Raw genomic sequence first — 26285 nt, 5'->3', positions numbered from 1 at the left:
CAGGGGCAGGCCGAGCATTATGGAGGTACAGGAAAGCATGGGCCAGTCGGCTTACAGAACGAGCTACGCCACGGATGTCACTGAAGATATGGTCGGTCGCCAGGTGACGGTGGCCGGGTGGGTGGACCGCCGCCGTGATCATGGAGGCGTGGCCTTCATCGACCTGCGTGACCGTTCCGGTCTGGTGCAGATTGTCATCTATGACGAGGAAGAGGCCCGCCCCCTGCGCAGCGAGTACGTGATCCAGGTCACCGGCAAGGTTCGCGAACGCCCCGAGGGCAATGACAACGAGCACCTGTCCACCGGGCACATCGAGATCGTGGCCGACAGGATCGAGGTTCTGGCCAAGTCGGCCGCCCTGCCCTTCCAGGTGTCCACAGCCCTGGAGAACGAGGCCGAGAACAAGCTGCCCGGCGAGGATGTGAGGCTGCGCTACCGTTATCTGGACCTGCGTCGGCCATCCATGCAGCACAACATCCGTCTGAGGGCCGCCATGAACCGTGCCGCCCGTGCCGCCCTGGACAAGATGGACTTCTGTGAGATCGAGACGCCGACCCTGATCAAGTCCACCCCTGAGGGTGCCCGAGACTTCCTGGTGCCGGCACGTCTGGTGCCCGGGTCCTGGTATGCCCTGCCGCAGTCCCCCCAGCTGCTCAAGCAGCTGCTGATGGTGGGTGGCTTCGAGCGTTACTACCAGATCGCCCGTTGCTACCGCGACGAGGACTTCCGTGCCGACAGGCAGCCCGAGTTCACGCAACTGGACATCGAGATGAGCTTCGCCTCCCAGGAGGACGTCATGGCCATGGCCGAGCAGGTCATCGCCGAGGTCTGGAAGGCTGCGGGATTCGAGGTCAGCCTGCCCATCCCCAGGATCAGCTGGCAGGAGGCCATGGACAAGTATGGCTCCGACAAGCCTGACCTGCGCTTCGGCAACCCCATCGTCGAGCTGACCGACTACTTCAAGGACACGCCCTTCCGGGTCTTCCAGGCACCTTATGTAGGCGCCGTGGTCTACCAGGGTGCGGCCAACCTGCCCCGCAGGCAGTTCGATGCCTGGCAGGAGTGGGCCCGCCAGCGGGGTGCCAAGGGTCTGGCATACGTCCAGTTCACCGGCGACGGTACCCTCAAGGGCCCCGTGGCCAAGAACCTGTCCGATGCTGAGCGTCAGGGTCTCAAGGAGGCTGTGGGAGCCTCGGATGGAGATGCCGTCTTCTTCGCCGCCGGTCCCCGTGAGGCCTCGCAGACCCTGCTGGGTGCGGCCCGTGTGGAGATCGCCCGTCGCCAGGGGCTGCTCAAGCCCGACGAATTCGCCCTGACCTGGGTGGTGGACTTCCCGCTCTTCAAGCCCACTGACGACCCGGACGATGACGATGTGGCAGTGGGCCATTCCAAGTGGACCTCCATGCACCACCCCTTCACCATGCCCTCGGCCGATTGGATCGACCGCTTCGACAAGGATCCCGAGCACGCCATGAGCGACTCCTACGACATCGTCTGCAACGGTGAGGAGATGGGCGGCGGCTCGGTGCGTATCCACCGCGACGACATTCAGGACCGGATCTTCAAGGTGCTGGGCATCGGTCCCGAGGAGGCCCAGGAGAAGTTCGGCTTCCTGCTGGATGCCTTCAAGTACGGCGCCCCGCCCCATGCGGGCATCGCCTTCGGCTGGGACAGGACCGCACAGATCCTGACGGGAGCCGACTCCATCCGTGATGTCATCGCCTTCCCCAAGTCCGGCGGCGGCCAGGATCCCATGACCGGAGCCCCGGCTCCCATCTCCGACCAGCAACGCGCCGAGACCGGTGTGGACTGGGAGCCGGATCAGGAGGATGCCGACTGAGCGCATTCCGTCACTGATCGACGAGAGTCCAAGAGGGCTGGAATCCTGCGGGGTTCCGGCCTTTATTGCTTGTGCCCTCTGATGTGCTGCAGACCGGCCGGCCGGGGGGTTGGCCCTTGCATCTGCTTTCCAGGAGGACCGTTTCTATGGCCGTTACGCAACAAAGGATGAGTAAACTGCCCAATATGAGCGAAACAACCAAACATCCGTCGGAGCGGATTCTGCCGGAGAAACCGGTCTCGGATCTCCCAGCCAAGGACAAGTCCGGGCCGCTGGTCGAGCTGGCCCACGTCGAGAAGCATTTTGGCAGCCTGCATGTCCTCAAGGACATCAACCTGCAGGTCGAAACCGGCGAAGTGCTGGTGGTAGTCGGACCCTCAGGCTCCGGCAAGTCAACCATGTGCCGGACCATCAATCGCCTGGAGTCCATCGACTCCGGTGTCATCAGGATCGAGGGGGAGCCCCTGCCGCAGGAGGGACGCGACCTGGCTCGGCTCAGGGCCGAGGTGGGCATGGTCTTCCAGTCATTCAACCTGTTCGCCAACAAGACCATCCTGGAGAACATGACCCTGGCACCCATCAAGGTGCGCCATATGCCAAAGAAGGACGCCGAGGACCTGGCAATGGACCTCTTGGCCCGTGTGGGTGTGGAATCACAGGCCTCCAAGATGCCCTCCCAGCTCTCAGGCGGTCAGCAGCAGCGTGTGGCCATAGCCCGCGCCCTGGCCATGCAGCCCAAGATCATGCTCTTCGACGAGCCCACATCTGCGCTGGACCCGGAGATGGTCAACGAGGTGCTGGACGTCATGATCCAGCTGGCCCAGGAGGGCATGACCATGATCTGCGTGACCCATGAGATGGGCTTTGCCCGTCAGGCCGCCGACCATATCGTCTTCATGGCCGATGGGCGGATTCTGGAGAAGGACGACCCCGACGACTTCTTCGACCACCCCAAGACCCAGCGGGCCGCCGACTTCCTGTCCAAGATTCTGACCCACTGAAGCAGGAGGGAAGCGTATCCGCATGAATGCAAGCATGCATGGCATGGGCCAGCCGTTGAAACGGCTGGCCAAGAATCTGACCGCGATCCTGTGTGCTCTGGGTTGCCTGGTCTCCCTGGCGGCCTGCGGCTCCGACAAGGAGGCAGGCAAGATCCGCGTGGGCATCAAGTTCGACCAGCCTGGTCTGGGCTTTAAGAAGGCCGGGACCTATGTGGGCTTCGACGTGGACGTGGCCACCTACATCGCCGACAAGCTGGGTTACAGCCCCGACGACATCGTCTGGAAGGAGGCCCCCTCCAAGCAGCGTGAGGCCATGCTCCAGAACGGTGACGTGGACATGATTCTGGCCTCCTATTCCATAACGGACGAGCGCAAGCGGGCCGTTTCCTTCGCTGGACCCTACATCGTGGCTGGTCAGGACCTGCTGGTACGCAAGGAGGATCATCAGATCCGCGGCCCCGAGGACCTCAACGGCAAGCGGCTGTGCTCGGTGACCGGATCCACCTCGGCTGTCACCGTCAAGAAACGGTTCGCCAAGGAGGTTCAGCTGATGGAGCAACCGGGTTACGCCGAATGCGCCACCGCCCTCTTCTCCGGCATTGTCGATGCGGTCACCACCGACGACATCATCCTGGCCGGTCTGGCATCCGCCTCCCGTGGAAGGCTGCGGCTGGTCGGCAACCCCTTCACCCAGGAGTATTACGGCGTGGGTATTAAGAAGGGCGATACCAAGCTGGCCCACAAGATCAACGCGGCCCTGGCCGACATGGAGGCCAACGGCTCCTGGCAGCGGGCGCTGGAGAACAACACCCGGGGCACCCATTACAAACCCGACCCGCGATACAACCCGCCCAAGCCCAAGGAAGGAGAGTGAGATGTCAACAATCATCGAGCTGTTTTCCGACTACGACATTCCAGCTGCCTTTTGGGTCAACATCCAGCTGACCCTTTGGTCGGCCCTCTTCTCACTGGTCCTGGGCATCATACTGGTGATCATGCGCATCTCGCCCATCTCCTCCCTGCGGGCCGTCGGACGAGGGTATGTGGAGTTCTTCCAGAACATGCCACTGACCATCATCATGGTCTTCATGGTCCTGGGGGCCTTCGCCCAGCTCAAGATCAGCTTCTCGCCGGAATTCTCGGTCAACTTCTTCTGGCTGGCGGTGACGGGCCTGTCCCTGTATACGGCAGCATTTGTCTGCGAGTCCTTGCGCTCGGGCATCAACACGGTGCCTCTGGGCCAGGCCGAGGCGGCCCGTGCCCTGGGGCTGAGCTTCTTCCAGTCGGCCTCGCAGATCATTCTGCCCCAGGCCTTCCGTGGTTCGGTAGCGCCCTTGGGCAACACCTTCATCGCCCTGCTGAAGAACTCCACCGTGGCTGCGGCCGCCTCCGTGGCATCCGAGAGCTCCTCCCTGATGAGCGAGATGATAGAGTTCCACGCCAATGCCATTGTGGCCATCTTCCTGATTTTCGCCCTAGGATATGTGATTCTGGTTTTGCCCATCGGAGCTTTGACCACGTACCTGTCCAACAAGCTGGCAGTGAGGAGGTGAGCGGCCATGGCACCAGATAATGAGAGCTCGCTGCTCTTCGATCAGCCCGGTCCCAAGGGTCGGCGCACCATACGAATCGCCAATTGGATAGCCGCTATCATCTTCGCCATAGTGGTCATTCTGGTGCTGATGAGGCTGCACAATCCTCCTGATGGGGAGAACCAGCTCAGCTGGGAGCTTTGGCGTCCGGCCCTGGACTACGAAGCTTGGTCGGACTTCTATCTGCCTGGGCTCTGGCTGACCATCAAGGCTTCGGTGGTTGCAGTGATTGGCTCGGTCATCTTTGGGTTTGTCTTCGGCCTTGGCCGTCTGCTGCCCAACTGGCTGGTAAGGGCAGTCTCAGGAATCATCGTGGAGTTCTGCCGGGCCGTCCCGGTTCTTATGATGATGATCTTCTTCTGGCGCTGGTTCGCCTTTGCCGGAGTCAGCCAGGCCTCCTATTGGGCCGTCGTGCTGGGCCTCATTCTTTACAATGGCTCCGTGGTGGCTGAGTTGATTCGTTCGGGGGTGGGCAACCTGCCCAACGGCCAGCGTGAGGCCTCCCTGGCACTGGGGCTGACCAGGACCCAGTCGTTGATGCAGATCGAGGTTCCGCAGGCCGTCTACGCCATGTTGCCTGCTGCCGTGACCCAGCTGGTCGTGGTCCTCAAGGATACTGCTCTGGGCTCCATCATCATGTACACGGATCTGTTGCAGGAATCCCGTCGCCTGGGCTCCATGTACTTCAACATCCTGCAGACCCTGGTGGTGGCCTCGGTGGTCTACTTCTTCGTTTGCTTCCTGCTGTCCCACTTCGCCCGCTGGCTGCCCAAGAAGATGCAGGAGCGCACCGCCGCCCCCGCCGACTTCGTGGAGCCTGCCGCGCCTGTGGCCATCATGGATCCCTCCAATGTCAACCAGATAGCCGTGGCCAAGGAGGTGGACGAGGACCGGTACGGCGGCGCGCCGCTGAAGTACCATGCACATCACCGTGGATCTAACGCTTCCATCCAGCACTGGAGGAAGACCCGCTACATCCAGGGCTATGACAGGACCCAGCCCGACACGCTGGTCGATCCGCACAAGGCGAGTCTGGAGATTCCGGACTTCCTCAAGCCCGGACGCGGCAACCGCTCCGGTGGCGAGCAGAAAGCCGAGGGGAAGACCAGGAAGGAGAAGAAAGGCGGCAGCGACAAAGACAGCAAGAACAGGAGCTGACGAAGAGCTCCTTGCTGTTCCCTGTCTGGCGGCTTTCCCGTTTCTGGACTTAGTTGACGAAGCCTGTGTCCGGCCGTACTTGTGTGCCTGGCCGGATAGACTGGTGGACATGGTCCAAGAACATGCTGATTCCTCAACCGCCTCAACCGACCAACCAGTCTCCTTGGGCGACCTGGTCCCCGAGGCGGGAGGCCCCCGCAATCTGACCGAGGATCAGATTTACGACTGTTTCTTCTCCTGGGTGGCTTCCCGGGGCATTACCCCATGGCCGCATCAGGAGGAGGCTGTCCTCTCCCTGGTTTCAGGAGACCATGTGATCCTGTCGACCCCGACCGGCTCGGGCAAGTCCATGGTGGCCCTGGCCATGCATTTCATCGCCCTATGCACCGGGCGGCGCTCCTACTACACGGCCCCAATCAAGGCCCTGGTCTCTGAGAAGTTCTTCGACCTGGTTTCGATCCTGGGTCGCGACCGTGTTGGCATGATCACCGGCGACACCCACATCAACACGGATGCCCCGGTCATCTGCTGCACTGCCGAGATCCTGGCCAACCAGGCGCTCAGGGAGGGTCGCCATGCCGATATCGGCTGTGTGGCCATGGATGAGTTCCACTATTACGGGGATCCTGACCGTGGCTGGGCCTGGCAGGTGCCTCTGCTGACCCTGCCCGATGTGCAGTTCCTGCTCATGTCGGCCACCCTGGGTGACGTGGATCAGATCGCCGTGGACCTGGAGCGCAAAACCGGGGTGGGTGTGGACATCGTCGCCGATGCCCCACGACCGGTGCCTCTGGACTACCGTTATGTGGACACCCCATTGCCCAACACTGTGGAGTCCTTGCTGGCCGATGGGGATTCGCCGGTCTACATTGTTCACTTCTCCCAGGATGCCGCCCTGGAGACGGCCCAGGCCCTGTCCAGCACGGGGGTCTCCGACCGGGGCCAGCGGGACCGGATCAAGGAGGCCATGGCCGGCACCCGCTTCACCACGGCCTTCGGCAGGATTCTGCAGCGGCTGTTGCGCACCGGGGTCGGGGTCCACCATGCGGGCATGCTGCCCCGGTATCGGCGTCTGGTGGAGCAGCTGGCCCAGGATGGCCTTCTGCCGGTCATCTGTGGCACGGACACCCTGGGGGTCGGCATCAATGTGCCCATCCACACGGTCCTGCTGACCGGGCTGACCAAGTTCGACGGCTACAGGATGCGTCGCCTGAGGGCTCGGGAATTCCACCAGATTGCTGGCAGGGCCGGGCGCATGGGCTTCGATACCAGCGGGCTGGTCGTGGCCGAGGCGCCTGAATACGAGATTGAGAACGCCAGGGCCGTGGCCAAGGCTGGCAACGACCCCAAGAAGCTCAAGCGGATCAAACGCAAGAAGCCACAGGAGGGGTTCGTAACCTGGGGCAAGGGAACCTTCGACAAGCTGATCGAGGCCCGTCCCGAGACCCTGACGCCGCACCTGAAGATCTCCCATGCCATGGTGCTCAACGAGGTCGACCAGGGCGGGGATGCCAGGAGACGGGTCGAGGACCTGATCGAGGACTCCCGTCAGACACCGCAGCAGAAGGAGCATCTGCAGGACCGGGCCGACGAGATCTTCCAGACCCTGACCGACACCGGGGTCATCGAGACCGAACGGAACCCCGACGGCGGCCTGGACTACTTCACGACCGTGGACCTGCCCGAGGATTTCGCCCTGGACCAGCCCCTCTCGCCCTTCCTGCTGGCCGCCCTGGAGCTGCTGGATCCCGAGGACCCTGACTACGACATGAATCTGCTCTCCATGGTCGAGGCCACCCTGGAGGATCCCCGGCAGATTCTCAAGGCCCAGCAGCGGCAGGCCCGTGACGCGGCCATCCAGCAGATGAAGGAGGATGGCCTGGAGTACGAGGAACGGATGGAGCGTCTGCAGGAGGTGACCTGGCCCAAGCCCCTGGAGGAGCTGCTGGGGGAGGCCTTCGACCGCTACCGTCGGGATGTTCCCTGGGCCAACGACTATGAGATCCACCCCAAGTCCGTTCTGCGGGACATGATCGAGACGGCCTCGGACTTCAACGGCTACATCGCCCGCTACGGAATATCCCGGTCGGAGGGGACCCTGCTGCGATACCTGTCCGATGCCTATCGGGCGCTCAGCAGGACGGTCCCCGAAGAGTTCATGGATGAGCGGCTGGAGGACATCCTGGCCTGGCTGGGACTGATCGTGCGCTCGGTGGACTCCAGCCTGGTGGATGAATGGGAGGCCGCGGGCAGGGCCGAAAACGGCGAAGTCGCAAGCGGCCTGGATGCCGCCCCGCCCAAGGTGGAAAACCAGGTGGTGACGGACCGGCGTGGGTTGACCCTGCTGGTGCGCAACGCCATGTTCCAGCGGGTGGAACTGGCGGCCGCCGACCGGCCGGAGGCCCTGGCCGACCTGGATGCGGACTGGGGCTACGGCCTGCGGGCCTGGAGCGACGCACTGGACGACCTCTACGAGGACCATGAGCAGATCCTGACCGATGCCCAGGCCAGGTCCTCGGACTTCTTCAGCCTGGATGACCGTGACGAGCGCCAGGGGCACACATGGCGGGTCCAGCAGATCTTCGACGACGTCGAGGGGGAGCGCGACTGGGGCATCGCAGGCATCGTGGACCTGGATGCCACCCAGGAGAGCGGTCAGGTGGTATTCAAGGAGTACCGGGTGGGTCCCATCGAGGAACTGATGGAACTCTAGCCCCGAGGCGTTACAGGACCTTGGAGAGGAAGGACTGCAGCCGGGGACTCTGCGGATGGCCGAAGATCTGTTCGGGCGTGCCCTCCTCCTCGATGATCCCGGCATCGGTGAAGATCACCCTGGAGGAGACCTCCCGGGCGAAGGCCATCTCGTGGGTGACCAGAATCATGGTCATGCCGCCCTCGGCCAGGGAGCGGATCACTTGAAGCACGTCGCCCACCATCTCCGGATCCAGGGCCGAGGTGGCCTCGTCGAAGAGCATGATGTCCGGGTGCATGGCCAGGGCGCGGGCGATGGCCACACGCTGCTGCTGCCCGCCTGACAGATCCGTGGGCCGCGCGTCCGCCTTCTCCTGAAGCCCTACGGTCTCCAGCAGGTCCAGGGCCTGCTGCCGGGCATCCTCCTTGGGTGTCTTGTGCAGCATATGGGGGGCCAGCATGATGTTGTCGGCCACGCTCATGTTGGGGAAGAGGTTGAAGTGCTGGAAGACCATGCCCACATGCTCGCGTAGCTTGTCGATGTTGGTCTTTGGATCGGAAATGTCGATTCCATAGACGCTGATGGTGCCCGAGGTCGGCATCTCCAGGGCGTTTATGCAGCGTAGCAGGGTGGACTTGCCCGCGCCCGATGGGCCGATAATGGAGATGACCTCGCCGGGCTTGACCTCCATGTCGATCCCCTTGAGGACCTCGGTGTCGCCGTAGCGCTTGTGCAGGTCACGGATGGATACGGCCGCCTGGGACTCTCCCTGGTTGCGGCGACTTTGGTTCTGGCGGATGCGACGGGTCAGTCGTCCGGTGTCCATGTCCGGGTCCTCGAAGTTCATCGATGCAGCCTCCTATCGAGCATATTGGCCATCCAGGTCAGGGCGCTGATGGCGACGAAGTAGATGACGCCCACCATGAACAGGGTTTCGGTCACGCGGAAGTTGGCCGCGTAGATCTGCTGGGCCTGGTAGAGCAGTTCGCCGAAGCCGATGGCCAGCAGCAGGGAGGAATCCTTGAGCATGATGACCAGCTGGTTGATGATGGAGGGCGTGGCGATTCTGACGGCCTGGGGTAGGATGACCCGGCGCAAGGCCATGCGACGGGTCAGGCCCAGGCTGCGGGCCCCCTCCATCTGCCCGACGTCCACCGAGTCGATGGCTCCGCGCACGATCTCGACAAGGTAGGCTCCGGAGTTCAGGGACAGGGTCAGTGCGCCGGCCAGCCAGATGCTGATGCGGTGGCCGATCAGCTGGGGGACGCCCAGGTAGAAGAAGAAGGCCCAGACCAGGACGGGTGTGCCCCTGAAGACCGCGACGTAGATGCGGGCAATCCAGGACAGAATCCGGTTGGGGCTGATCCGCCACAGTCCTAGGATGATACCGATGGCCAGGGCGATGACGAATGATATGGCCGTAATGGCCAGGGTGTTGCGCAGGCCCAGCATCAGGGAGGGGAATGCCTGACGGACCAGCCCGAGGAATCCTGGCCGGGATGCGGAGGCACTCTTGCTGGAATGGCTGCTGCCCACATAGGAATCGACCAGTTTTTTATAGCTGCCGTCGGCTTTCATCTTGGCCAGACCCTCGTTGAAGGCGGCCACAAACTCCTTGTTCTCGCCCTTGCGGACGGCTGCTCCATAGGAGGCGCCAGGTTCCTTCTTGGTAACGGTCTTCAGCCCATTGCCCTGGGCGATGCCGTAGGCCAGGACAGGGTAGTCATCAATGACCGCTTGTGCATTTCCGGACTTGACCATCTCATACATGGTGGAGGACTGGTCCACCGCCTTGACAGTAAAGCCGTACTGGTCTGCCCGCTGCTTGGCGAATGCCTCGCCCTCGCTGCCGGTCTTGACGGCCACCACGCTGCCCCGCAGATCCTTGTAGCTGTGGATCTGGTCGTTGTCCTTGGCGATGGCCATCTGCACGCCGGAGTCGAAATAGGGATCGGTGAAGTCGTAGACCTGCTTGCGCTGGTCGGTGATGGTCATGCCTGCTATGACCACATCGGCCTGCTGGGAATTCAAGGCCTGTAGGGCGGCGTTGAAGCCCAGGGACTGGATCTGCACTGAGAACCCCTCGATGTCGGCGATTTTGCGAATCAGATCCATGTCGATGCCGACCAGGTTCCCGGAGGAGTCCCTGAATTCGAAGGGGGCAAAGGTGGTGTCGGTGGCGACGCGGAAGGTGCGTCCGTTGACCGCCTGCGAGGCGGGGGAGTCCTGGGCCGCCTGCGCCGGCGTGGCCAAGGGAGCGACGATCAGGGCTGAGAGCCCCAGGACCAGGGCCAGCAGGCCGACGGCCCACCTGCCTGGACCCGATGTCCATCTCTGGCGAACATGCGTGGCGATCACTGGCGATTCTCCTTATTGTTCCGACCTATGCCGGTTCCGGTTTTCCAGGCGACAGACCTTGCTGCCGCTCATTGGCCTGCCTGATGATATCCAGGCTGATGATCAGTAAACTGTACACACACCGGGTTTCCGGAACCCAACTACGCGCTGGGCGATACGGCCATATGGGTTCCCAGTCTAGCGCGTTCGTCTTTCTGTTTGCGGCAGACGCTGGCCTATGCTGGTGAGGGCGGGGAGCCATAGGGGCCCCGAGGAATGAGGTAGTGCAGATGGTTGATGATCTCTTCCAAGCGGCGGATCCCCCCGAGGAGCACACCCTGCCTCTGGCTGTCCGGATGCGGCCCCGAGGCCTGGACGAGGTGGTCGGCCAGGACAAGGTCACAGCCCCGGGAACCCCCTTGGAGCGGTTGGCCCGGTCGGATCCGAACAACCGTCTGACGGCTCCCAGCTCGGTCATTCTTTTCGGTCCTCCCGGGGTTGGAAAGACCACCCTGGCCTACATCGTGGCCCGACAGTCCGGGCGTCATTTCGAGGAGCTTTCGGCCGTCACCTCAGGCGTCAAGGAGGTGCGGCAGGTCCTCGCCCAGGCTCGGGAGCGGCTGGTCAGCCAGGGACAGGAGACGGTACTCTTCATTGATGAGGTGCACCGCTTTTCCAAGTCCCAGCAGGATGCCCTGCTGCCCAGCGTGGAGAACCGGGATGTGACTTTCATTGCAGCCACCACGGAGAATCCAAGTTTTTCGGTCATTGCGCCCCTGCTTTCGCGGTCCGTGGTGGTCAAGCTGGAAGCCCTGGACGACCGGGATCTGGCCACTCTGATTCACAGGGCCGTCAAAGACCAGCGGGGACTCAAGGACCAGGTACGGCTGGATCCGGATGCTTTGGACCAGATCGTGCGCTTTTCCGGGGGTGATGCCCGCCGGGCCCTGACCATCCTGGAGGCCGCGGCCGGAGCCGTCACTGAGGGCGGGCCTCGTGCCAAGGGGGCGCGTCGGCCGTTGATCAATACCAAGGTGGTCTCTTCGGTCATGGACGTGGCCGCTGTCCGCTATGACAAGAAGGGCGACGATCATTACGACGTGGCCTCGGCCTTCATCAAATCCATGCGGGGGTCCGACGTGGATGCGGCCCTGCATTATCTGGCTCGGATGATCCGGGCTGGCGAGGATCCGCGCTTCATCGCCCGACGGATCATGATCGCCTCCGCCGAGGAGGTGGGTATGGCCTCTCCGGAGGTGCTGGAGATCACGGTCGCGGCTGCCCAGGCCGTGGCCATGGTGGGTATGCCAGAGGCACGTCTGATCCTGGCCGAGGCAGTCATCGCCGTGGCCACCGCACCCAAGTCCAACGCCTCCTACTTGGCCATCGACCAGGCCTTGGAAGACGTGGATGCCGGGCATATCGGCCAGGTTCCCCTGCATCTGCGCAACGCTCCCACCAAGCTGATGAAGGCCTGGGGCAACCATGAGGGCTATCAGTATGCCCACGATGCGCCGGATGCAGTGGCTCCGCAGCAGTATATGCCGGACGAACTGGTCGGACGACGCTACTATCACCCCAATGACCGGGGCTATGAACGCCAGCTGGGCCCCCGACTGGAGGCCATCAGGGCCATCCTTGACAGGGCTGCCGGGCCGGAGGGAAACGCCGGGTCTAGGCAATGACCGTCCAGACTCCTATACTGGGCACCCAATAGACGTTGAGCAGCCACACAATGACCGAAACGCCGCAGGGTCCAGGCCTTCCATATTGACGGTCGCCACGCTCCCACAAGGAGCCTGTCGCTGTCGGCGGGTCTGGCATGGAAGCATGGGGTCCGCCTCATGCACGGGCGCGAGGGTGACGATGTCGACAGCGGTCATTGACAATGCAGACATATCCGAACAATCGAAGGGCCTCGGCGTGGCCGAGGACGACCTGGCGGTCCGCGAGATTACCCGGCGAGTAGACAATGCTCGTGAATCGGCTACTTTTTATAAGATCGTGGCCCTGGTGGCCGCGGGAATGCTCATGGACAGCATCGATGTCTATGTGGGCAGCGCAGTAGCCAGTTCGGCCTTGAGCACCGGATGGTCCACGGTGGCCCAGAACTCCCTATTCCTGTCGGCCGGCTTCCTGGGGCTCCTGGTGGGTTCGCTGCTGGCCGGGTTCATCGGAGACCTGCGGGGGCGCAGGACCGCCTATCAGATCAACCTGCTGCTCTTCGGAGGCTTTACCCTGCTGGGTGCTCTGGCACCGAACATGGCCGTCCTTTCGGTCTGCCGTCTAGGGGCCGGTCTGGGGCTGGGCGCCGAGATTGTCACCGGCTTCTCCATGGTCAACGAATTCGCTCCCATCAAGCACCGCGGCCGCTGGAGCGCCATCGTCTCGCTGGTGGCCAACACCGGAGTGCCCCTGGCCATGCTCCTGTGCGCTTGGATCATTCCGCGCTGGTCATGGAGGCCGCTCTTTGTCGGCATTGGTCTGGCGGCTGCGCTGATCTGGTATCTACGGCGCGACATCCCTGAGTCCCCTCGCTGGCTGGCCCTGCACGGACGGATGGACGAGGCCATCAGGGTGGTTGAGCTTTTGGAGGCCGATAATGGTCGGGAACGGACAGGCTCCGGTTCTGGCGACGACTCTGCCATCGCTGGGAAGAACGAGGGCCTTGGGGCACCTGCCAAGGCTTCGGGCAGCATTGTCCGCGGCCTGGTTGTGGCTACTGTGGCAGTCTCGGCCACCAACGTCTGCTCCTACGCTTTCACCTCCTGGGTGCCCACCATCCTGCTCAAGCGGGGCATAAATCTGAGCGGATCCCTGTGGATCAGCACACTGATGATGCTGGGAGCACCTCTGGGTTGCCTGATTGGATCCCTGCTTCTGGACCGAATCGGCCGCAAGCGGATCATCGTCACGGCCTTCCTGCTGACGGCGGTCTTCGGTCTGCTCTACGCCGCGCAGACCAGCCAGGTCACGGCCGTTCTGGTAGGCATCCTGCTCATGGCCAGTCTCTACGTCCTCATGTCTTCGGTGGTGGCGGTTTATGCGCCCGAGCTCTTCCCGACCACGGTCCGTTTCCGTTGCGTAGGCATCGCCAATGCCGTCGCCAAGCTCTGCAATGTGCTCATGCCCGTACTGATTGGGGCCATGCTCAGCCAGTGGGGGAGCACCTCAATCTTCGTCACCATCAGCCTGGTGGCCCTGGCCTCCATGCTGGTTGTGGGCCTGATGGGCTGGGAGACGTCCGGCCGCTCGGTGGGCTGATAGGAACGGACCCAAGGGCGTAATGAGTCCGGGAAGTAAAAGGCCTGGCATGAGCCTGGTGCCGTCGAGGGGCGGCCAGGTAATCAGCCAGGTCCTTTTCTCACTATGGGTCTGTCGGTTAAGAGGAATCAGAGCTGATTGGCCAGCAACCGGTTGTAGACGCAACGTAGCTCGGTTTGGAAAGTCTCGGGGTCGATGTCGGGATTCTGCTTGAACAGGTCGATCCACCAGTTGTTGACCGACCTGATTCTCTTGCGAGCTATGTCTGCGCCCGACCTGGTCAGTGCGATGATATTGACCCGGTGATCGGCTGGATTCTGTTCACGGCTGACCAGGCCCTGGGCCTTCAAAGCCTTCAGATCCCGGGCCAGCAGACTGGGATCTACACACAGGTCCCGGGCTATCTGGCGCTGGCTGAGGCCTGGATGATCATAGAGGTATACAATCAGATCACCCTGGGTGCCCCGTAAGGTGGGGTCACCTGTGTACCGGCTGGCATCGTTGCGTGCATGCCGGTAGATTCCGGCTATGCAGCTGCTCAGGTTGTGGTAGTGGCTCTTCTTCAACATCGTTGCTGCCCCCTAGCTGGTAAGGAAGATCAAAGAGTTCTGCGGGCATGGTTGACCCGATGACCGCATGGACCCCTTCGGCGCCGTTCCCCCTCCAGGCCTATTTCCGGCAACTCCCTAGCCTCGGCCCAGCACGGACGACGCATTTTTCATCATATCAATACCGTCGACACCATAGGTATCGTCCACGATTCGTGCTTGGGCTGGCCGCATCAAGATTGCTGGGAATCTGCTTCTGCTCGATGCCCGTATCTGCCGATCATCCAGAAATATTTGTCTGCCACAGGCTCGTTGGATAAAAGGAATTGCATTTTTTGCCCGGCCAAGCAGGTCTGCATCCGGCGGGTAAGAGTCGGCCGTGGTCGGGGACTATCACCGTCATTGCTCCACGGTATGCTAAGTTGTTACCTTTTCGCGACGGGATTTGGAAAGGACTGGCATGCGGGTACTGGACTTCGACGGCACCATCTACGATGGCGAGAGCCTGCTTGACTTTTACCTGTTCACTGTTCGCAAGGATCCGAGGGTCTTGCACTACCTGCCGGTCGCCCTCTTCTATGCCGTCCGCTACCGCCTGGGCAGAGTCACCTTGGAGCAGTTGGACTCGGCCATGCGTCGGGTGGGCTCGCGTTACCTGCGTCGGCTGACCTCGCGTCCCGGATTTGACATGAATCGCCTGGTCAGCCAGTTCTGGGATGCCAACATGCACAAAATCATGGATTGGTACACCCCCCAGGACGACGACGTGGTGGTGACCGCCTCCTTCGATCTGGTGGCTGGGGAAGCCTGCCGTCGACTGGGCATCACCCGTTGCATCGGTTCCACCTTGGATTTGGAGTCCCTGACCGTGGGCTACCTCAACTTCGGACCCGACAAGCCCCTGCACTTTCAGCGAATCCTGGGCGAGGGGACTGCGATTGACGCCTTCTATACCGATTCGGCCTTCGACCTGCCCATGATCGATCTTGCCCGGCGAGCCTACCTGGTCGAGCATGGCCGGGTTCGCCGCATCAAATAGGCAGGCAGGCCACCATGGCTTTTATCAGTCAGTTCATGATTCGAAGGGGAAGACCAATCCCCACCGGCGGCGCAGGGAGTCCATGAGCTCCATGATGCGCAACGTATCCTTGTGGGGCATCTGGGCACACTCGGTCTTGCCATCCAGGATGGCCTGAGCGGCGCTGGCCACCTCGTACTCATAACCGGTCAACTGGTCGGGGATGGGGTAACTCTTCCTCAATTTATGGTCCCCGTCGTACAGGTCGATTGACTCCACGTTGTTGATGTTGGCGCACTGTAGGTAACCCTGGTCTCCCCAGATGCTGCCGGTCCGGTCGCTGACCGAGACCATGGAGCTGGTCGCCGCGCCCATGGACCCATCCTGGTAGAAAATGGTCGTGGTGTTCTGGCTGTCCACGCCCTCCGGGCTGCGGACCCAATCCGTGCAGACCCGTCCAATGGGCTTGGGGCCCATGACCATGTCGATGAAGTTGAGAGGGTAGACGCCCACATCGAGCAGGGCGCCGCCGGCCAGGGCCGGATCGGTCATTCTGGCCTTGCCGACGGTCACATAGCCCAGGTTGGCGGTCACGGTCTTGACGGTGCCGATTTCCCCTGTGGAGACGATGTCGTCGATGATGGAGCGCGAGGGCATGTACCTGGTCCAGATGGCCTCGGTGCAGAGCAGGCCGGTGCTCTCGGATGTCTCTATGACCCGCTTGGCCTGATCGGCGTTGGCTGTGAAGGATTTCTCGACCAGCACGTTCTTTCCGGCCTTCATGCAGGCGATGGCCTGCTCGGCGTGGAGGCTGTGAGGTGTGGCTATGTAGACCAGATCCACTTGCGGATCATCCAGGAGTTCCTGGTAGGAGCCATAGGAATGCCGGAATCCATATTTTTTGGCGAAGGCGGCTGCACGATCACCATCCCTGGCGGCCACAGCGTAGGGGGCCACCAGATGGCTATACCGTTGGTCCCCAGCCATCATGACCACCGTCTTGGCCAAGGCGTTGGCTATACTTCCGGCGCCGAGGATGGCGAAGTTGATTCGCATGCCCTTCTGCTCAGCCTCTTGTCGTTTGCCGTTCAATCTGCTCATCCTCGACTCCTTTGTTCGGATGGCCATCTGCAGTGATGGCCTCGTACAATTTCTGCAGGGTTTCCTGGGCGTGGCGGGCATCCAGCTGGCACTCCCAGACTGTGAAGACCCGCCATCCCATGGCTTTCAGTTTTTCCCCCTGCTCCTGATCCCGCAGACGGTTCCTTGTCAGCTTCGTAGTCCAAAACTCCACATTGGATTTGGGAAGGGAGAATTTGTCACAGCCCTGATGCATATGCCAGAAACAGCCATTGACGAACACCATGGCCCGCCACTTGGGCAGAACCACATCAGGATGGCCCGGATACCTCTTGTCGTTCTTGCGAAATCGCAGACCTCGCGAGAAGAGGTAGGACCGGACCTGACGTTCTATTGATGTCTCCGTGCCCCTGATTCGGGACATGGTGTAGCTGCGTGTGCCGGGCTGGAATCTGCTGGATGTCTTTTTCGAAACCATCCCCGGCACGGCTCAGAGGATTTCGACGCTGTTGATGAAGACCGGCTCAAGGGGACGGTCTCCCGAGTCAGTGGCCACGGCATCCAGCTTGTCGACCACCTTCCGGGAATCCTCATCGGCCACCTTGCCGAAGATGGTGTGGTGCCCGTTCAGCCATGGGGTGGGCACGGTGGTGATGAAGAACTGTGATCCGTTGGTGCCGTGGGTCTTCCCTGTGGCGGGATCCCGGCGCAGCCCGGCATTGGCCATGGCCAGCTTGTAGGGTTCCTCAAAGGTCAGGGAGGGGTCGATCTCATCATCGAACTCATAGCCGGGGCCGCCTGTACCCGTACCCAGCGGGCAGCCACCCTGGATCATGAAGTCCTTGATGATCCGGTGGAAGGTCAGCCCGTCATAGAAAGGATCCTGACGCTTCTGGCCCGTCTCGGGATCGGTCCAGTCCTTGCGGCCGGCGGCCAGATCCAGGAAGTTGGCTACGGTTTCAGGGGCCTGATCGTCAAAGAGGTCCAGACGGATATCGCCTTCTGAGGTGTGTATGATGACTGTGCTCATGTCCTCCATCCTTTCATAAGACGGCGACGCGCACCGAGGATCCGAAGGGCATCAGGGCCAGGCGGGCCATCTTGAAGGCCTGCAGGCCGAAGGGTATGCCCACCACGGTCAGCATGGTGACCAGCCCGGCCGCCAGATAGGCCAGAGCAAGCCACCAGCCACCCAGGATGATCCAAAGCAGGTTCGCCAGCCAGGATCCCAGCCCGCCCCCATAGATGACCTGTCGGCCGAATGGGGTCAGGGTGAGTCTGGCCATCTTGAAGGCCTGGACCCCCAGGGGGATACCCACCACCGTCAGACAGAGCACGATGCCGACCAGGGTCCATGCCAGGGCGATGGCCAGTCCCCCCAGCAGCAGCCAGCAGATATTGCCGATCAGGCGCATGTAGGTCCTTCCGTCAGGGTTGCGGTGACGGCCTTGGCGCAGGCGGTCACCTTCTCGATGATGAGAGTCAGCCGTTCCTGCCGCTGCCCGGGTGCAAGCTGCTGATCCAGTGCATCGATCAGTCGCATGCCGGATTGGACGATGCCACGCGTCACTTCCACGCCCATGGCAGGATCAGCTGGCCGTAGGGCTGTCCATGCCTGGATCAGCGGCTGGTTGACCTGCCGGTGGAAGTCCAGCAGGGCTTGGGCCTGCCGGTCCGTGGACCGATCGCTCCTTGGGACGGGCTCCTGGGGATTGGAGGGACTGCCGTAGATCAGGGTCTGGCGTAACTGCTCATCGTGCTGCTCGGCATAGAGGTTCATCAGCCATCCGTGTCCGTGCAGTCCGGCTTGTTCCAGATTGGTGCGAGTCCAGACCTCGACCGTCCGGCGCGGGTCGTCCGTCTGATCCAGGGCCTGCTCCAGGGCCTGGCCCCAGTCCGGCAGATGCCGTTCCATGACCATGTCGCAGAGCTGGTCGGTATCCCGGGCATAGCGGTAGAGGGAGTTCCGGGCCAGATTGGTGCGTCGGGCCACTTCGGCCATGGTCAGTTGGCCTCGTCCGCCGGTGCGCAGGATGGCCTCGGCTGCGGCGATGATCTGGTCCAGGGTTTTGGCGCGGTGTTCCTGGAGCGTGGATTCGCGAATCCTGGGCATGGTCCTCCTTGGTCCGGTCTGCTGGGTGCAGCGATTGTGAATCGAGCTCGGCCGGTCTTTGGGCATATGATATGGCCTATTCGCAGTAGAGCCAAGCTGCCGAGGTATCTTCAGCCTGCGGCTTGTCCGCGCTGAGTGAACTTGCCAGACAGATTTTCGCGACGTATAGTCGCAAAAAATCGCAGACCATGATGAGGGGAGACCTGATGACCGGATCGGCAAGCATGGGCTTGAAGAAGAGCAGCCAAGAGTCTCAGGAGACGGCACCGCCCTGGCGCGCCCTCTGGGTGTTGGCCCTGGGGCTGGCCATGATTGTGCTGGATTCATCCATCGTCAACGTCTCCATTCCATCCATCATCGCTGCCATCCACATCAATCTTGCTCAAGCCCAGTGGGTGACCGCCCTCTACAGCATCGTCCTGGCGGCCCTGCTCCTGCCTTCCGGTCGGTTGGGGGACATGATAGGCCGCAAGCGGATTCTGCAGGTGGGCACGGTCATCTTTGTGCTGGGTTCCATCTTCGCCGCATCGGCCTCCTCTGGCACACTGTTGCTCCTGGCCCGGCTCGTTCAGGGAATCGGTGGCTCCCTGGTCATGCCATCGACCCTGTCTACCGTGTCCGCCACCTTCCGGGGTCGCCATCGGGCTACCGCATTCGGCATCTGGGGGGCCGTCATGTCATCCGCCGCAGCGGTCGGCCCCTTCCTGGGAGGGGTTTTCACCAGTACCATCGGATGGCGGTGGATTTTCCTGGTCAATCTGCCCCTGGGACTGATCGTTCTCGTGGCCAGTGCAGTCTTTGTGCCCGAGACCAAGTCATCGCCCCGACAGAGTGGCGACCGGTGGGGGATGCTTGCCGACTGGAAGGGCATACTCCTTTCGGCCCTGGGATCGGCCCTGGTGGTCTTTGCGCTGATAGAGGGGCAGACCTACGGCTGGTGGCATCCCCGTGCCGCACTTGAACTGGGCCCGTTGCACTGGTCCGCATCGGCGCCCATGTCGCCGGTTCCGGTCAGTCTGGTTCTGGGGCTGGCCCTGCTGGCTGCCTTTGCGTTGACCGAGCTGGCCAGGGCAGGTAGGGGCAAGATGGTGATCCTGGACGTATCCATGTTCGCCATCGGCACCTTTGGATGGGGCAACCTCACGGCCGCCATCGTCAACGCCGGTCAGTTCGCGGTCATGTTCATCCTGCCCCTCTATCTGATCAACGCCAGAGGCTTGAGCCCCTTGGGGGCTGGATCCATCCTGGGTGTCATGGCCCTGGGATCAGTTGTTTCGGGGGGTCTGGCACGGGTGGTCTCAGCCCGTCTGGGAGCCGGCGGCACTGTGCAGACGGGCCTGCTGATGGAAATCATCGGCGTGGCACTGTCCATTCTGCTCATGCGCGGGTCTGTGCCGGTCTGGCCCATGACTTTGACTCTGATCATCTACGGTGCCGGCCTGGGCTTTGCCTCGGCACAGCTGACCAGTCTGGTGCTCTCCGGTGTTCCGGTGGCCCAATCCGGCCAGGCTTCGGCCACCCAGTCCACCATCCGTCAGTGGGGGACCGCCTTGGGTGCTGCAGTCTCCGGTTCCGCCCTCTCCTTGGCTCTGAGCCTGGTGCTGCCAAGCCATCTGAGGGCTCTCAAGGGGATCTCGGCGCAGATGGCCGATGGTCTGGTCAGATCGGTTCAGTCCTCTGCCGGCAACGCCATCGTTGGCATGCGGGCCCAGGGCACCGGGGGTCGACTGGGAGCCTTGGGCCCCCAGGTGACCAACGCCCTGACTGAGGGATTTACCCAAGGCGTTCAGTGGGCCATGGGCTTCGCAGTCCTGCTGCTTCTCCTGGGGCTGGTCGCCTCCGTGCTGGTGCGCCGGGCCGCCCGCAAGGCCGGCGCCGATAAGGTCTGAGGCATTCGCAAACCCGCTTTATTCGTAGCGGTCTCCCCTCGGGACTGACTGCTCGTCGGCCGGCCGCGGCTCGGTTTAGAATCATGGGTATGGGCATACAAGAGGAACAGCCGCAGCGGGATGGCGATCTGCTGGTGGCTCTGGCTCAGATCGACACCTGTGTGGGCGATCTTGACGGCAACGCCGACATTATTATGGACTACTCGCGAAAGGCAGCTGGGCAAGGGGCGACCCTGGTGGTCTTTCCCGAGATGAGCCTGACCGGTTATCCGATCGAGGATCTGGCATTTCGTGCCAGCTTTCGTCGGGCCGCCTGGTCTCGGGCCGACCGGCTGGCCGGGGAGCTGAAGGAACAAGGTCTGGGCCATCTGTATGTGATCGTGGGGACCGTGGGCACCGATACGGATCAGGACAGGCCCCGCAACCGGCTGGTGGTCCTGCACCAGGGTCGGGTCGAAGCCGGCTACGACAAGCACTTCCTGCCCAACTACGGTGTTTTTGACGAGTACAGGATTTTCACCCCCGGGGATAGAACCGTGGTTCTGGAGGTGCAGGGGCACCGGATTGGGCTGGCCATCTGCGAGGACATCTGGCAGGAGGGCAATCCCCTCAGCGACCTGGCTGCCCGGGACATCGACCTCTTGGTGACCATCAATGGTTCCCCCTACGAGGAAGGTAAGGGGCATGTCCGTTACGAGCTGGCGGCTCGCCGGGCCAAACAGGTCGGCGCGCCCCTGCTCTATCTGAATCAGGTGGGCGGGCAGGACGATCTGGTCTTTGACGGTGGCAGTTTCGTGGTGGACCAGGATGGCACCCTGTTGGAGCGCTCGCCCAGATTCGTCCAGGATCTGTCCATGTGGACCCTGCCCGCAAAAGGAGAACGCCCACTGCCAAACCAGTCCTGCATGGTGGAAGAGATGCCTGGGGACGAGGAGGTCTATCGGGCTTGTGTGCTGGGTCTAAAGGACTATATGGTCAAGAACCACTTCACGGGTGTCTGTCTGGGACTCTCAGGTGGAATCGACTCGGCCCTGGTGGCCACCATGGCCGCGGATGCCTGCGGAGGGGAGCATGTGCGCGGCATCTCCATGCCCAGCCGCTACTCCTCGGAAGGCTCCCGGGATGATGCTGCCGACCTGGCTCAGCGTCTGGACGTGCGTTACGTGGTCCAAGCCATAGAACCGGAATTCGATGCCTTCCAAGGGCAGCTGCACCTGGAAGGCGTGGCTGAAGAGAACCTGCAGGCTCGGATACGTGGCGTCATCGTCATGGCCTATGCCAATGCCGAGGGGCTTCTGGCACTGGCCACAGGCAACAAGTCGGAGCTGGCCTGCGGCTATTCGACTATCTATGGCGATGCGGTCGGCGGCTACGCGCCCATCAAGGATCTGCTCAAGACCCGGGTCTGGCAGCTGGCCCGCTGGCGCAACGCCCAGGCTCAGGCAAAGGGTGAACGTGAGCCCATTCCGACCAATTCCATCGTCAAGCCGCCTTCGGCCGAGCTACGCCAAGGGCAGAAGGACTCTGATTCCCTGCCAGACTACAGCCTGCTTGACAAGGTTCTGGAGGCATACATCGAGCATGCGCATGGTCGGGCCGACCTTCTGACCGACGGCTTCGATCCTGATACGGTCGATACGGTCATGCGATTGGTTGATCGGGCCGAGTGGAAGCGGCGCCAGTACCCGCTGGGGCCCAAAGTCACCTCCCTAGCCTTCGGCCGTGACCGCCGGCTGCCCGTCACCAACGCCTTCAGGGAGTGATGGCCATGGGTTCCCAAGAGGAGCGAACGGCCTGGTACTTCAACACCGTCACCGGCAAACCCGAGCAGGGCAAGCTGTCTCCGCAGGACAGGCGGATGGGCCCCTATCGCAGCAGGCAGGAGGCCCTCGATGCCTGGAAGATCGCCAAACGCCGGAACAAGGAATGGGATGAAGAGGACCGCCGCTGGCGGCAGGCCTGGGAGGGTGATCCTGGACAGGGACAGTCATCAGCTGACAGATGAAGCTACCGCAGGATTGCTCGATAGTCTTGGCGAGCCAGTTGACCATACAGTCAGAACGGCTCGGGGCTCAGGCGGTGTGCTGGGCGCACTCGCAGGATATGGGCGTGGCGCCCATTGCGAGTCTTCATGCAGTGTGATATAGCTCACGTCACGATTCGGTTTCCCGTGGTAATGCGCACCCTATACTTGAAAGTGACAGTGGTGTGAGGAAGCGCCATTGACCATATCAACAAGGAGTTGACTATGACAGCAGTTGAGACCAACACCGTCTCTCCCGCAGAGCTGCAAGCCAAGGCTTGGAAGGGCTTCAAGGGCGAGGACTGGAAGAAAGACATCGACGTTCGTGACTTCATCCAAAAGAACTACACGCCGTACACCGGTGACGAATCCTTCCTGGAACCGGCCACCGAGAAGACCAAGTTCCTGTGGAATTACCTGGATGACAATTTCCTTGCCGTAGAGCGCAAGCAGCGCGTTTACGACGTGGATACCCACACCCCGGCGGGCATTGACGCCTTCCCAGCCGGATACATCGACGGCAAGCCTGCCGGTGAGACTCAAGACGACGTGATCGTCGGCATGCAGACCGACGTTCCCTGCAAGCGTGCGATGATGCCCTACGGCGGCTGGCGCATGGTTGAGCAGGCCCTCAAGGAGGCTGGCAAGGAGCCCGACCCCGAGGTCAAGAAGATCTTCACCCGGTATCGCAAGACCCATAACGATGGCGTCTTCGACGTTTACACCAAGAGGATCAAGCTGGCCCGCCACAACAAGATTCTGACCGGTCTGCCCGATGCTTACGGCCGTGGCCGCATCATTGGCGACTACCGTCGTGTGGCCCTCTACGGCATTGATGAGCTGATTGCCCGTAAGAAGGCCGACAAGGATTCGATTCCTTATCGTAACGACTTCACCGAGGAAGAGATCGAGCATTGGATCCGCTTCCGCGAGGAGCATGCCGAGCAGATCAAGGCTCTGAAGCAGCTGCTTACCCTGGGTAAGGAGTACGGCCTGGATCTGAGCCGTCCCGCCATGAACGCCAAGGAAGCTGTCCAGTGGACCTACATGGCCTACCTGGCCTCGGTTAAGAGCCAGGACGGCGCCGCCATGTCCATCGGCCGTCTGTCCGCCTTCTTCGACGTCTACTTCGAGCGTGATCTGGCTGCTGGCCTGATCGACGAGACAGATGCCCAGGAGATCATCGACAACATCGTAATGAAGCTTCGCATCGTGCGCTTCCTGCGGACCAAGGACTACGACAACATCTTCTCGGGCGACCCCTACTGGGCCACCTGGTCCGACGCTGGTTTCGGCGACGACGGCAGGCCCCTGGTCACCAAGACCTCCTTCCGTCTGCTGGCAACTCTGACTCTGGAGCACCTTGGACCCGGCCCCGAGCCCAACATCACCATTTTCTGGGATCCGAAGCTGCCCGAGGGCTACAAGCGCTTCTGCGCCCGTATCTCCATCGACACCTCCGCCATCCAGTACGAGTCCGACAAGGACATTCGTGCCCACTGGGGTGATGACGCAGCCATCGCCTGCTGCGTGTCCCCCATGAGGGTCGGCAAGCAGATGCAGTTCTTCGGCGCCCGTGTCAACTCCGCCAAGGCCCTGCTCTACGCCATGAACGGCGGCCGTGACGAGATGACCGGCATGCAGGTCATCGACAAGGACGTAATCAAGCCTGTCACCCCCAAGGAAGACGGTTCTCTGGACTTCCAGGAGGTCAAGGACAACTACGAGAAGGCCCTGGAGTGGCTGAGCGAGACCTACGTCGAGGCTCTGAACATCATCCACTACATGCACGATAAGTACGACTACGAGTCCATTGAGATGGCCCTGCACGACAAGGAGGTCTACCGCACACTTGGTTGCGGCATGTCCGGCCTGTCCATCGCCGCTGACTCCCTGTCGGCCATCAAGTACGCCAAGGTCTACCCGATCTACAACAAGGATGCCAAGGGCACTCCTGAGTATGTCGAGGGCGCTGACGACGACCTGATCGTCAACTACAAGACCGTCGGCGAGTTCCCGATCTACGGCAACGACGACGATCGCGCCGACGACCTGGCCAAGTGGACCGTCTCCACCGTCATGGGCCAGATCAAGCGTCTGCCCGTCTATCGTGGCGCTGTGCCGACCCAGTCCATCCTGACCATCACCTCCAACGTGGAGTATGGCAAGAACACCGGGTCCTTCCCCTCCGGCCACAAGAAGGGCACCCCGTATGCTCCCGGCGCCAACCCTGAGAACGGCATGGATTCGCACGGCATGCTGCCCTCCATGTTCTCCGTGGGCAAGATCGACTACGACGACGCCCTGGACGGCATCTCGCTGACCAATACGATCACCCCTGACGGCCTGGGCCGCGACGAGGATGAGCGCATCAACAACCTGGTGGGCATCCTGGATGCCGGCAACGGCCACGGGCTCTACCACGCCAACATCAACGTCCTGCGTAAGGAGCAGCTGGAGGATGCCGTCGAGCACCCCGAGAAGTACCCGCACCTGACCGTGCGCGTCTCGGGTTACGCCGTCAACTTCGTCAAGCTGACCCGCGAGCAGCAGCTCGACGTGATTTCCCGCACCTTCCACCAGGGCGCGGTGACCGACTGATCGCACTTGTGCGATAGTCAACCGTTGATGAGACGGTGAATCATGGGGCGGGGCGCACCAAGGCCCCGCCCCCTTTTCGTCTTTTTCAGGAGGATCCGATGACGGAGACCACCACCTTCCATACCACACAGCCGCACATGCTCAAGGAATCCAAGGTCTACCAGAGCCAGACCCTGATGGGCGGCCTTTCGGGGTTCGAATCGCCCATTGGACTGGACCGGCACGACCGCATGAATGCCTTACGCACGGGCGACATCGGATTTGTTCACTCCTGGGACATCAACACCTCAGTGGACGGGCCGGGCACAAGGATGACCGTCTTCATGAGCGGATGTCCCCTGCGCTGCCAGTACTGTCAGAACCCCGACACCTGGAAGATGCGCGATGGCCAGCCCGTATATCTGCAGGCCATGATCGACAAGGTGGCCCGCTACCAGGACCTCTTCAAGAGCACGGGTGGAGGAATCACCTTCAGCGGTGGCGAGTCCATGATGCAGGCTGCCTTTGTCTCACGTGTCTTCCGAGCTGCCAAGGAGATGGGCGTCCACACCTGCCTGGACACCTCGGGCTTTCTCAATCGCAACTACACCGATGCCATGATTGACGATATTGACCTGTGCCTGCTGGATGTCAAATCCGGCGACGAGGCCACTTACAAGAAGGTGACCGGCGGCACGCTGGCACCCACAATCGAATTCGGCAAGCGTCTGGCTGCCCGTGGCAGTAAGATTTGGGTCCGTTTCGTGCTGGTGCCTGGGTTGACCGACTCCGAGGAGAATGTCGAGAATGTTGCCCGGGTATGTGAACAATTCAAGGACGCCATTGAGCACATTGATGTGCTTCCTTTCCATCAGCTAGGACGACCCAAGTGGCATGAGCTGCGCATTCCCTACCCGCTGGAAGACGCCAAGGGTCCCTCCGCGGCCCTGAAGGATCGGGTCAAGAAGCAGCTGGAGGCCCACGGCTTCGTGGTCTACTAAGCCACAGAACCCAATTTCGTTCTTGAGCGGGTCCAGGAGCAATCAGATTAATTTTCCTGTCGCTCCCCACGGCGAACACCGTGGGGAGTTTTGTCTGCCTGGGCGAAGGTCAGTCGGCCAAGCAACGAATGACCGACTTCATGAAGAAC

22 protein-coding genes are annotated in these 26285 nt (G+C 61.9%); 14 read left to right on the top strand and 8 right to left on the bottom strand.

Annotated features, from left to right (window positions below; translation table 11 throughout):
• Window positions 1–37 precede the first annotated feature (37 nt).
• From aspS to H3T89_RS06415, 6 genes are all read left to right on the top strand, one after another.
• Window positions 38–1840, top strand: coding sequence for an aspartate--tRNA ligase (aspS, locus tag H3T89_RS06440; protein ID WP_198216671.1), 1803 nt, complete (start codon window positions 38–40; stop codon window positions 1838–1840).
• A gap of 185 nt (window positions 1841–2025) precedes the next feature.
• Window positions 2026–2841, top strand: coding sequence for an amino acid ABC transporter ATP-binding protein (locus H3T89_RS06435; RefSeq protein WP_269749211.1), 816 nt, complete (start codon window positions 2026–2028; stop codon window positions 2839–2841).
• Between the two features lie 43 nt (window positions 2842–2884).
• Entirely contained in the window at window positions 2885–3715 is an 831-nt protein-coding gene (locus H3T89_RS06430) for a glutamate ABC transporter substrate-binding protein (protein ID WP_198216669.1), read from the top strand.
• Window position 3716: 1 nt separating this feature from the next.
• On the top strand, window positions 3717–4394 hold the full coding sequence (locus H3T89_RS06425; RefSeq protein ID WP_015021680.1) for an amino acid ABC transporter permease: 678 nt from the start codon (window positions 3717–3719) through the stop codon (window positions 4392–4394).
• 6 nt (window positions 4395–4400) lie between these two features.
• On the top strand, window positions 4401–5591 hold the full coding sequence (locus tag H3T89_RS06420) for an amino acid ABC transporter permease (RefSeq protein ID WP_198216558.1): 1191 nt from the start codon (window positions 4401–4403) through the stop codon (window positions 5589–5591).
• Between the two features lie 109 nt (window positions 5592–5700).
• Window positions 5701–8304, top strand: coding sequence for a DEAD/DEAH box helicase (locus H3T89_RS06415; protein WP_232348506.1), 2604 nt, complete (start codon window positions 5701–5703; stop codon window positions 8302–8304).
• 10 nt (window positions 8305–8314) lie between these two features.
• Here H3T89_RS06415 and H3T89_RS06410 read toward each other — a convergent pair whose 3' ends face one another.
• Window positions 8315–9130 carry an amino acid ABC transporter ATP-binding protein gene (locus tag H3T89_RS06410; protein WP_232348505.1) on the bottom strand — a complete coding sequence of 272 codons (816 nt, stop codon included), beginning with the start codon at window positions 9128–9130 and terminating at the stop codon, window positions 8315–8317.
• On the bottom strand, window positions 9127–10641 hold the full coding sequence (locus tag H3T89_RS06405; protein ID WP_198216557.1) for an amino acid ABC transporter substrate-binding protein/permease: 1515 nt from the start codon (window positions 10639–10641) through the stop codon (window positions 9127–9129). Before H3T89_RS06405 ends, H3T89_RS06410 begins: the two co-directional genes overlap by 4 nt.
• 269 nt (window positions 10642–10910) lie before the next feature.
• Here H3T89_RS06405 and H3T89_RS06400 point away from each other — a divergent pair, with 269 nt between their 5' ends.
• Complete coding sequence (locus tag H3T89_RS06400; RefSeq protein ID WP_198216556.1) at window positions 10911–12305, top strand: replication-associated recombination protein A; 1395 nt, start codon at window positions 10911–10913, stop codon at window positions 12303–12305.
• A 181-nt stretch (window positions 12306–12486) separates the two neighbouring features.
• Complete coding sequence (locus H3T89_RS06395) at window positions 12487–13884, top strand: MFS transporter (protein WP_110417055.1); 1398 nt, start codon at window positions 12487–12489, stop codon at window positions 13882–13884.
• Window positions 13885–14012: 128 nt separating this feature from the next.
• Here the strand turns inward: H3T89_RS06395 and H3T89_RS06390 are convergent, their stop codons facing one another.
• Complete coding sequence (locus H3T89_RS06390) at window positions 14013–14453, bottom strand: MarR family winged helix-turn-helix transcriptional regulator (RefSeq protein ID WP_015021689.1); 441 nt, start codon at window positions 14451–14453, stop codon at window positions 14013–14015.
• A 439-nt stretch (window positions 14454–14892) separates the two neighbouring features.
• On the opposite strand from H3T89_RS06390, the gene H3T89_RS06385 reads away from it, so the two are divergent.
• Window positions 14893–15471 (top strand): haloacid dehalogenase-like hydrolase, encoded by a 579-nt coding sequence (locus tag H3T89_RS06385; RefSeq protein WP_198216555.1) that lies wholly within the window; start codon window positions 14893–14895, stop codon window positions 15469–15471.
• A gap of 33 nt (window positions 15472–15504) precedes the next feature.
• Here H3T89_RS06385 and H3T89_RS06380 read toward each other — a convergent pair whose 3' ends face one another.
• Genes H3T89_RS06380 through H3T89_RS06360 form a run of 5 tightly spaced genes read right to left on the bottom strand, consistent with a single transcriptional unit; the run spans window position 15505 to window position 18643 of the window.
• Window positions 15505–16551 (bottom strand): Gfo/Idh/MocA family protein, encoded by a 1047-nt coding sequence (locus H3T89_RS06380; RefSeq protein WP_198216554.1) that lies wholly within the window; start codon window positions 16549–16551, stop codon window positions 15505–15507.
• On the bottom strand, window positions 16517–17008 hold the full coding sequence (locus H3T89_RS06375) for a very short patch repair endonuclease (protein WP_198216553.1): 492 nt from the start codon (window positions 17006–17008) through the stop codon (window positions 16517–16519). Before H3T89_RS06375 ends, H3T89_RS06380 begins: the two co-directional genes overlap by 35 nt.
• Window positions 17009–17020: 12 nt before the next feature.
• Window positions 17021–17560, bottom strand: a complete 540-nt coding sequence (locus H3T89_RS06370) for a peptidylprolyl isomerase (protein ID WP_198216552.1) — start codon at window positions 17558–17560, stop codon at window positions 17021–17023.
• A gap of 13 nt (window positions 17561–17573) precedes the next feature.
• Window positions 17574–17945 carry a YccF domain-containing protein gene (locus H3T89_RS06365; RefSeq protein WP_015021694.1) on the bottom strand — a complete coding sequence of 124 codons (372 nt, stop codon included), beginning with the start codon at window positions 17943–17945 and terminating at the stop codon, window positions 17574–17576.
• Window positions 17936–18643 (bottom strand): TetR/AcrR family transcriptional regulator, encoded by a 708-nt coding sequence (locus H3T89_RS06360; protein ID WP_198216551.1) that lies wholly within the window; start codon window positions 18641–18643, stop codon window positions 17936–17938. Before H3T89_RS06360 ends, H3T89_RS06365 begins: the two co-directional genes overlap by 10 nt.
• Before the next feature lie 206 nt (window positions 18644–18849).
• Between H3T89_RS06360 and H3T89_RS06355 the strand changes: the two genes are divergently transcribed.
• The 5 genes from H3T89_RS06355 (at window position 18850) to pflA (ending at window position 26136) form a co-directional block, all read left to right on the top strand.
• Window positions 18850–20532 carry an MFS transporter gene (locus H3T89_RS06355; RefSeq protein ID WP_198216550.1) on the top strand — a complete coding sequence of 561 codons (1683 nt, stop codon included), beginning with the start codon at window positions 18850–18852 and terminating at the stop codon, window positions 20530–20532.
• 83 nt (window positions 20533–20615) lie between these two features.
• On the top strand, window positions 20616–22295 hold the full coding sequence (locus H3T89_RS06350; RefSeq protein WP_415873469.1) for an NAD+ synthase: 1680 nt from the start codon (window positions 20616–20618) through the stop codon (window positions 22293–22295).
• Window positions 22295–22537: a hypothetical protein gene (locus H3T89_RS06345; RefSeq protein WP_227028609.1), complete on the top strand. Its 243-nt coding sequence runs from the start codon at window positions 22295–22297 to the stop codon at window positions 22535–22537. Before H3T89_RS06350 ends, H3T89_RS06345 begins: the two co-directional genes overlap by 1 nt.
• A 243-nt stretch (window positions 22538–22780) precedes the next feature.
• Window positions 22781–25156 carry a formate C-acetyltransferase gene (gene pflB / locus H3T89_RS06340; protein WP_015021699.1) on the top strand — a complete coding sequence of 792 codons (2376 nt, stop codon included), beginning with the start codon at window positions 22781–22783 and terminating at the stop codon, window positions 25154–25156.
• A gap of 98 nt (window positions 25157–25254) precedes the next feature.
• On the top strand, window positions 25255–26136 hold the full coding sequence (pflA, locus tag H3T89_RS06335) for a pyruvate formate-lyase-activating protein (RefSeq protein ID WP_015021700.1): 882 nt from the start codon (window positions 25255–25257) through the stop codon (window positions 26134–26136).
• Window positions 26137–26285: the final 149 nt, after the last annotated feature.

Origin of the sequence: Bifidobacterium sp. W8114, assembly GCF_016101165.1 — a bacterium.
In the GTDB taxonomy this organism is placed as follows: Bacteria; Actinomycetota; Actinomycetes; order Actinomycetales; family Bifidobacteriaceae; genus Bombiscardovia; species Bombiscardovia asteroides.
Note: the sequence above shows the minus strand (reverse complement) of the source record. Positions and strands in the feature narration are given on the sequence as shown.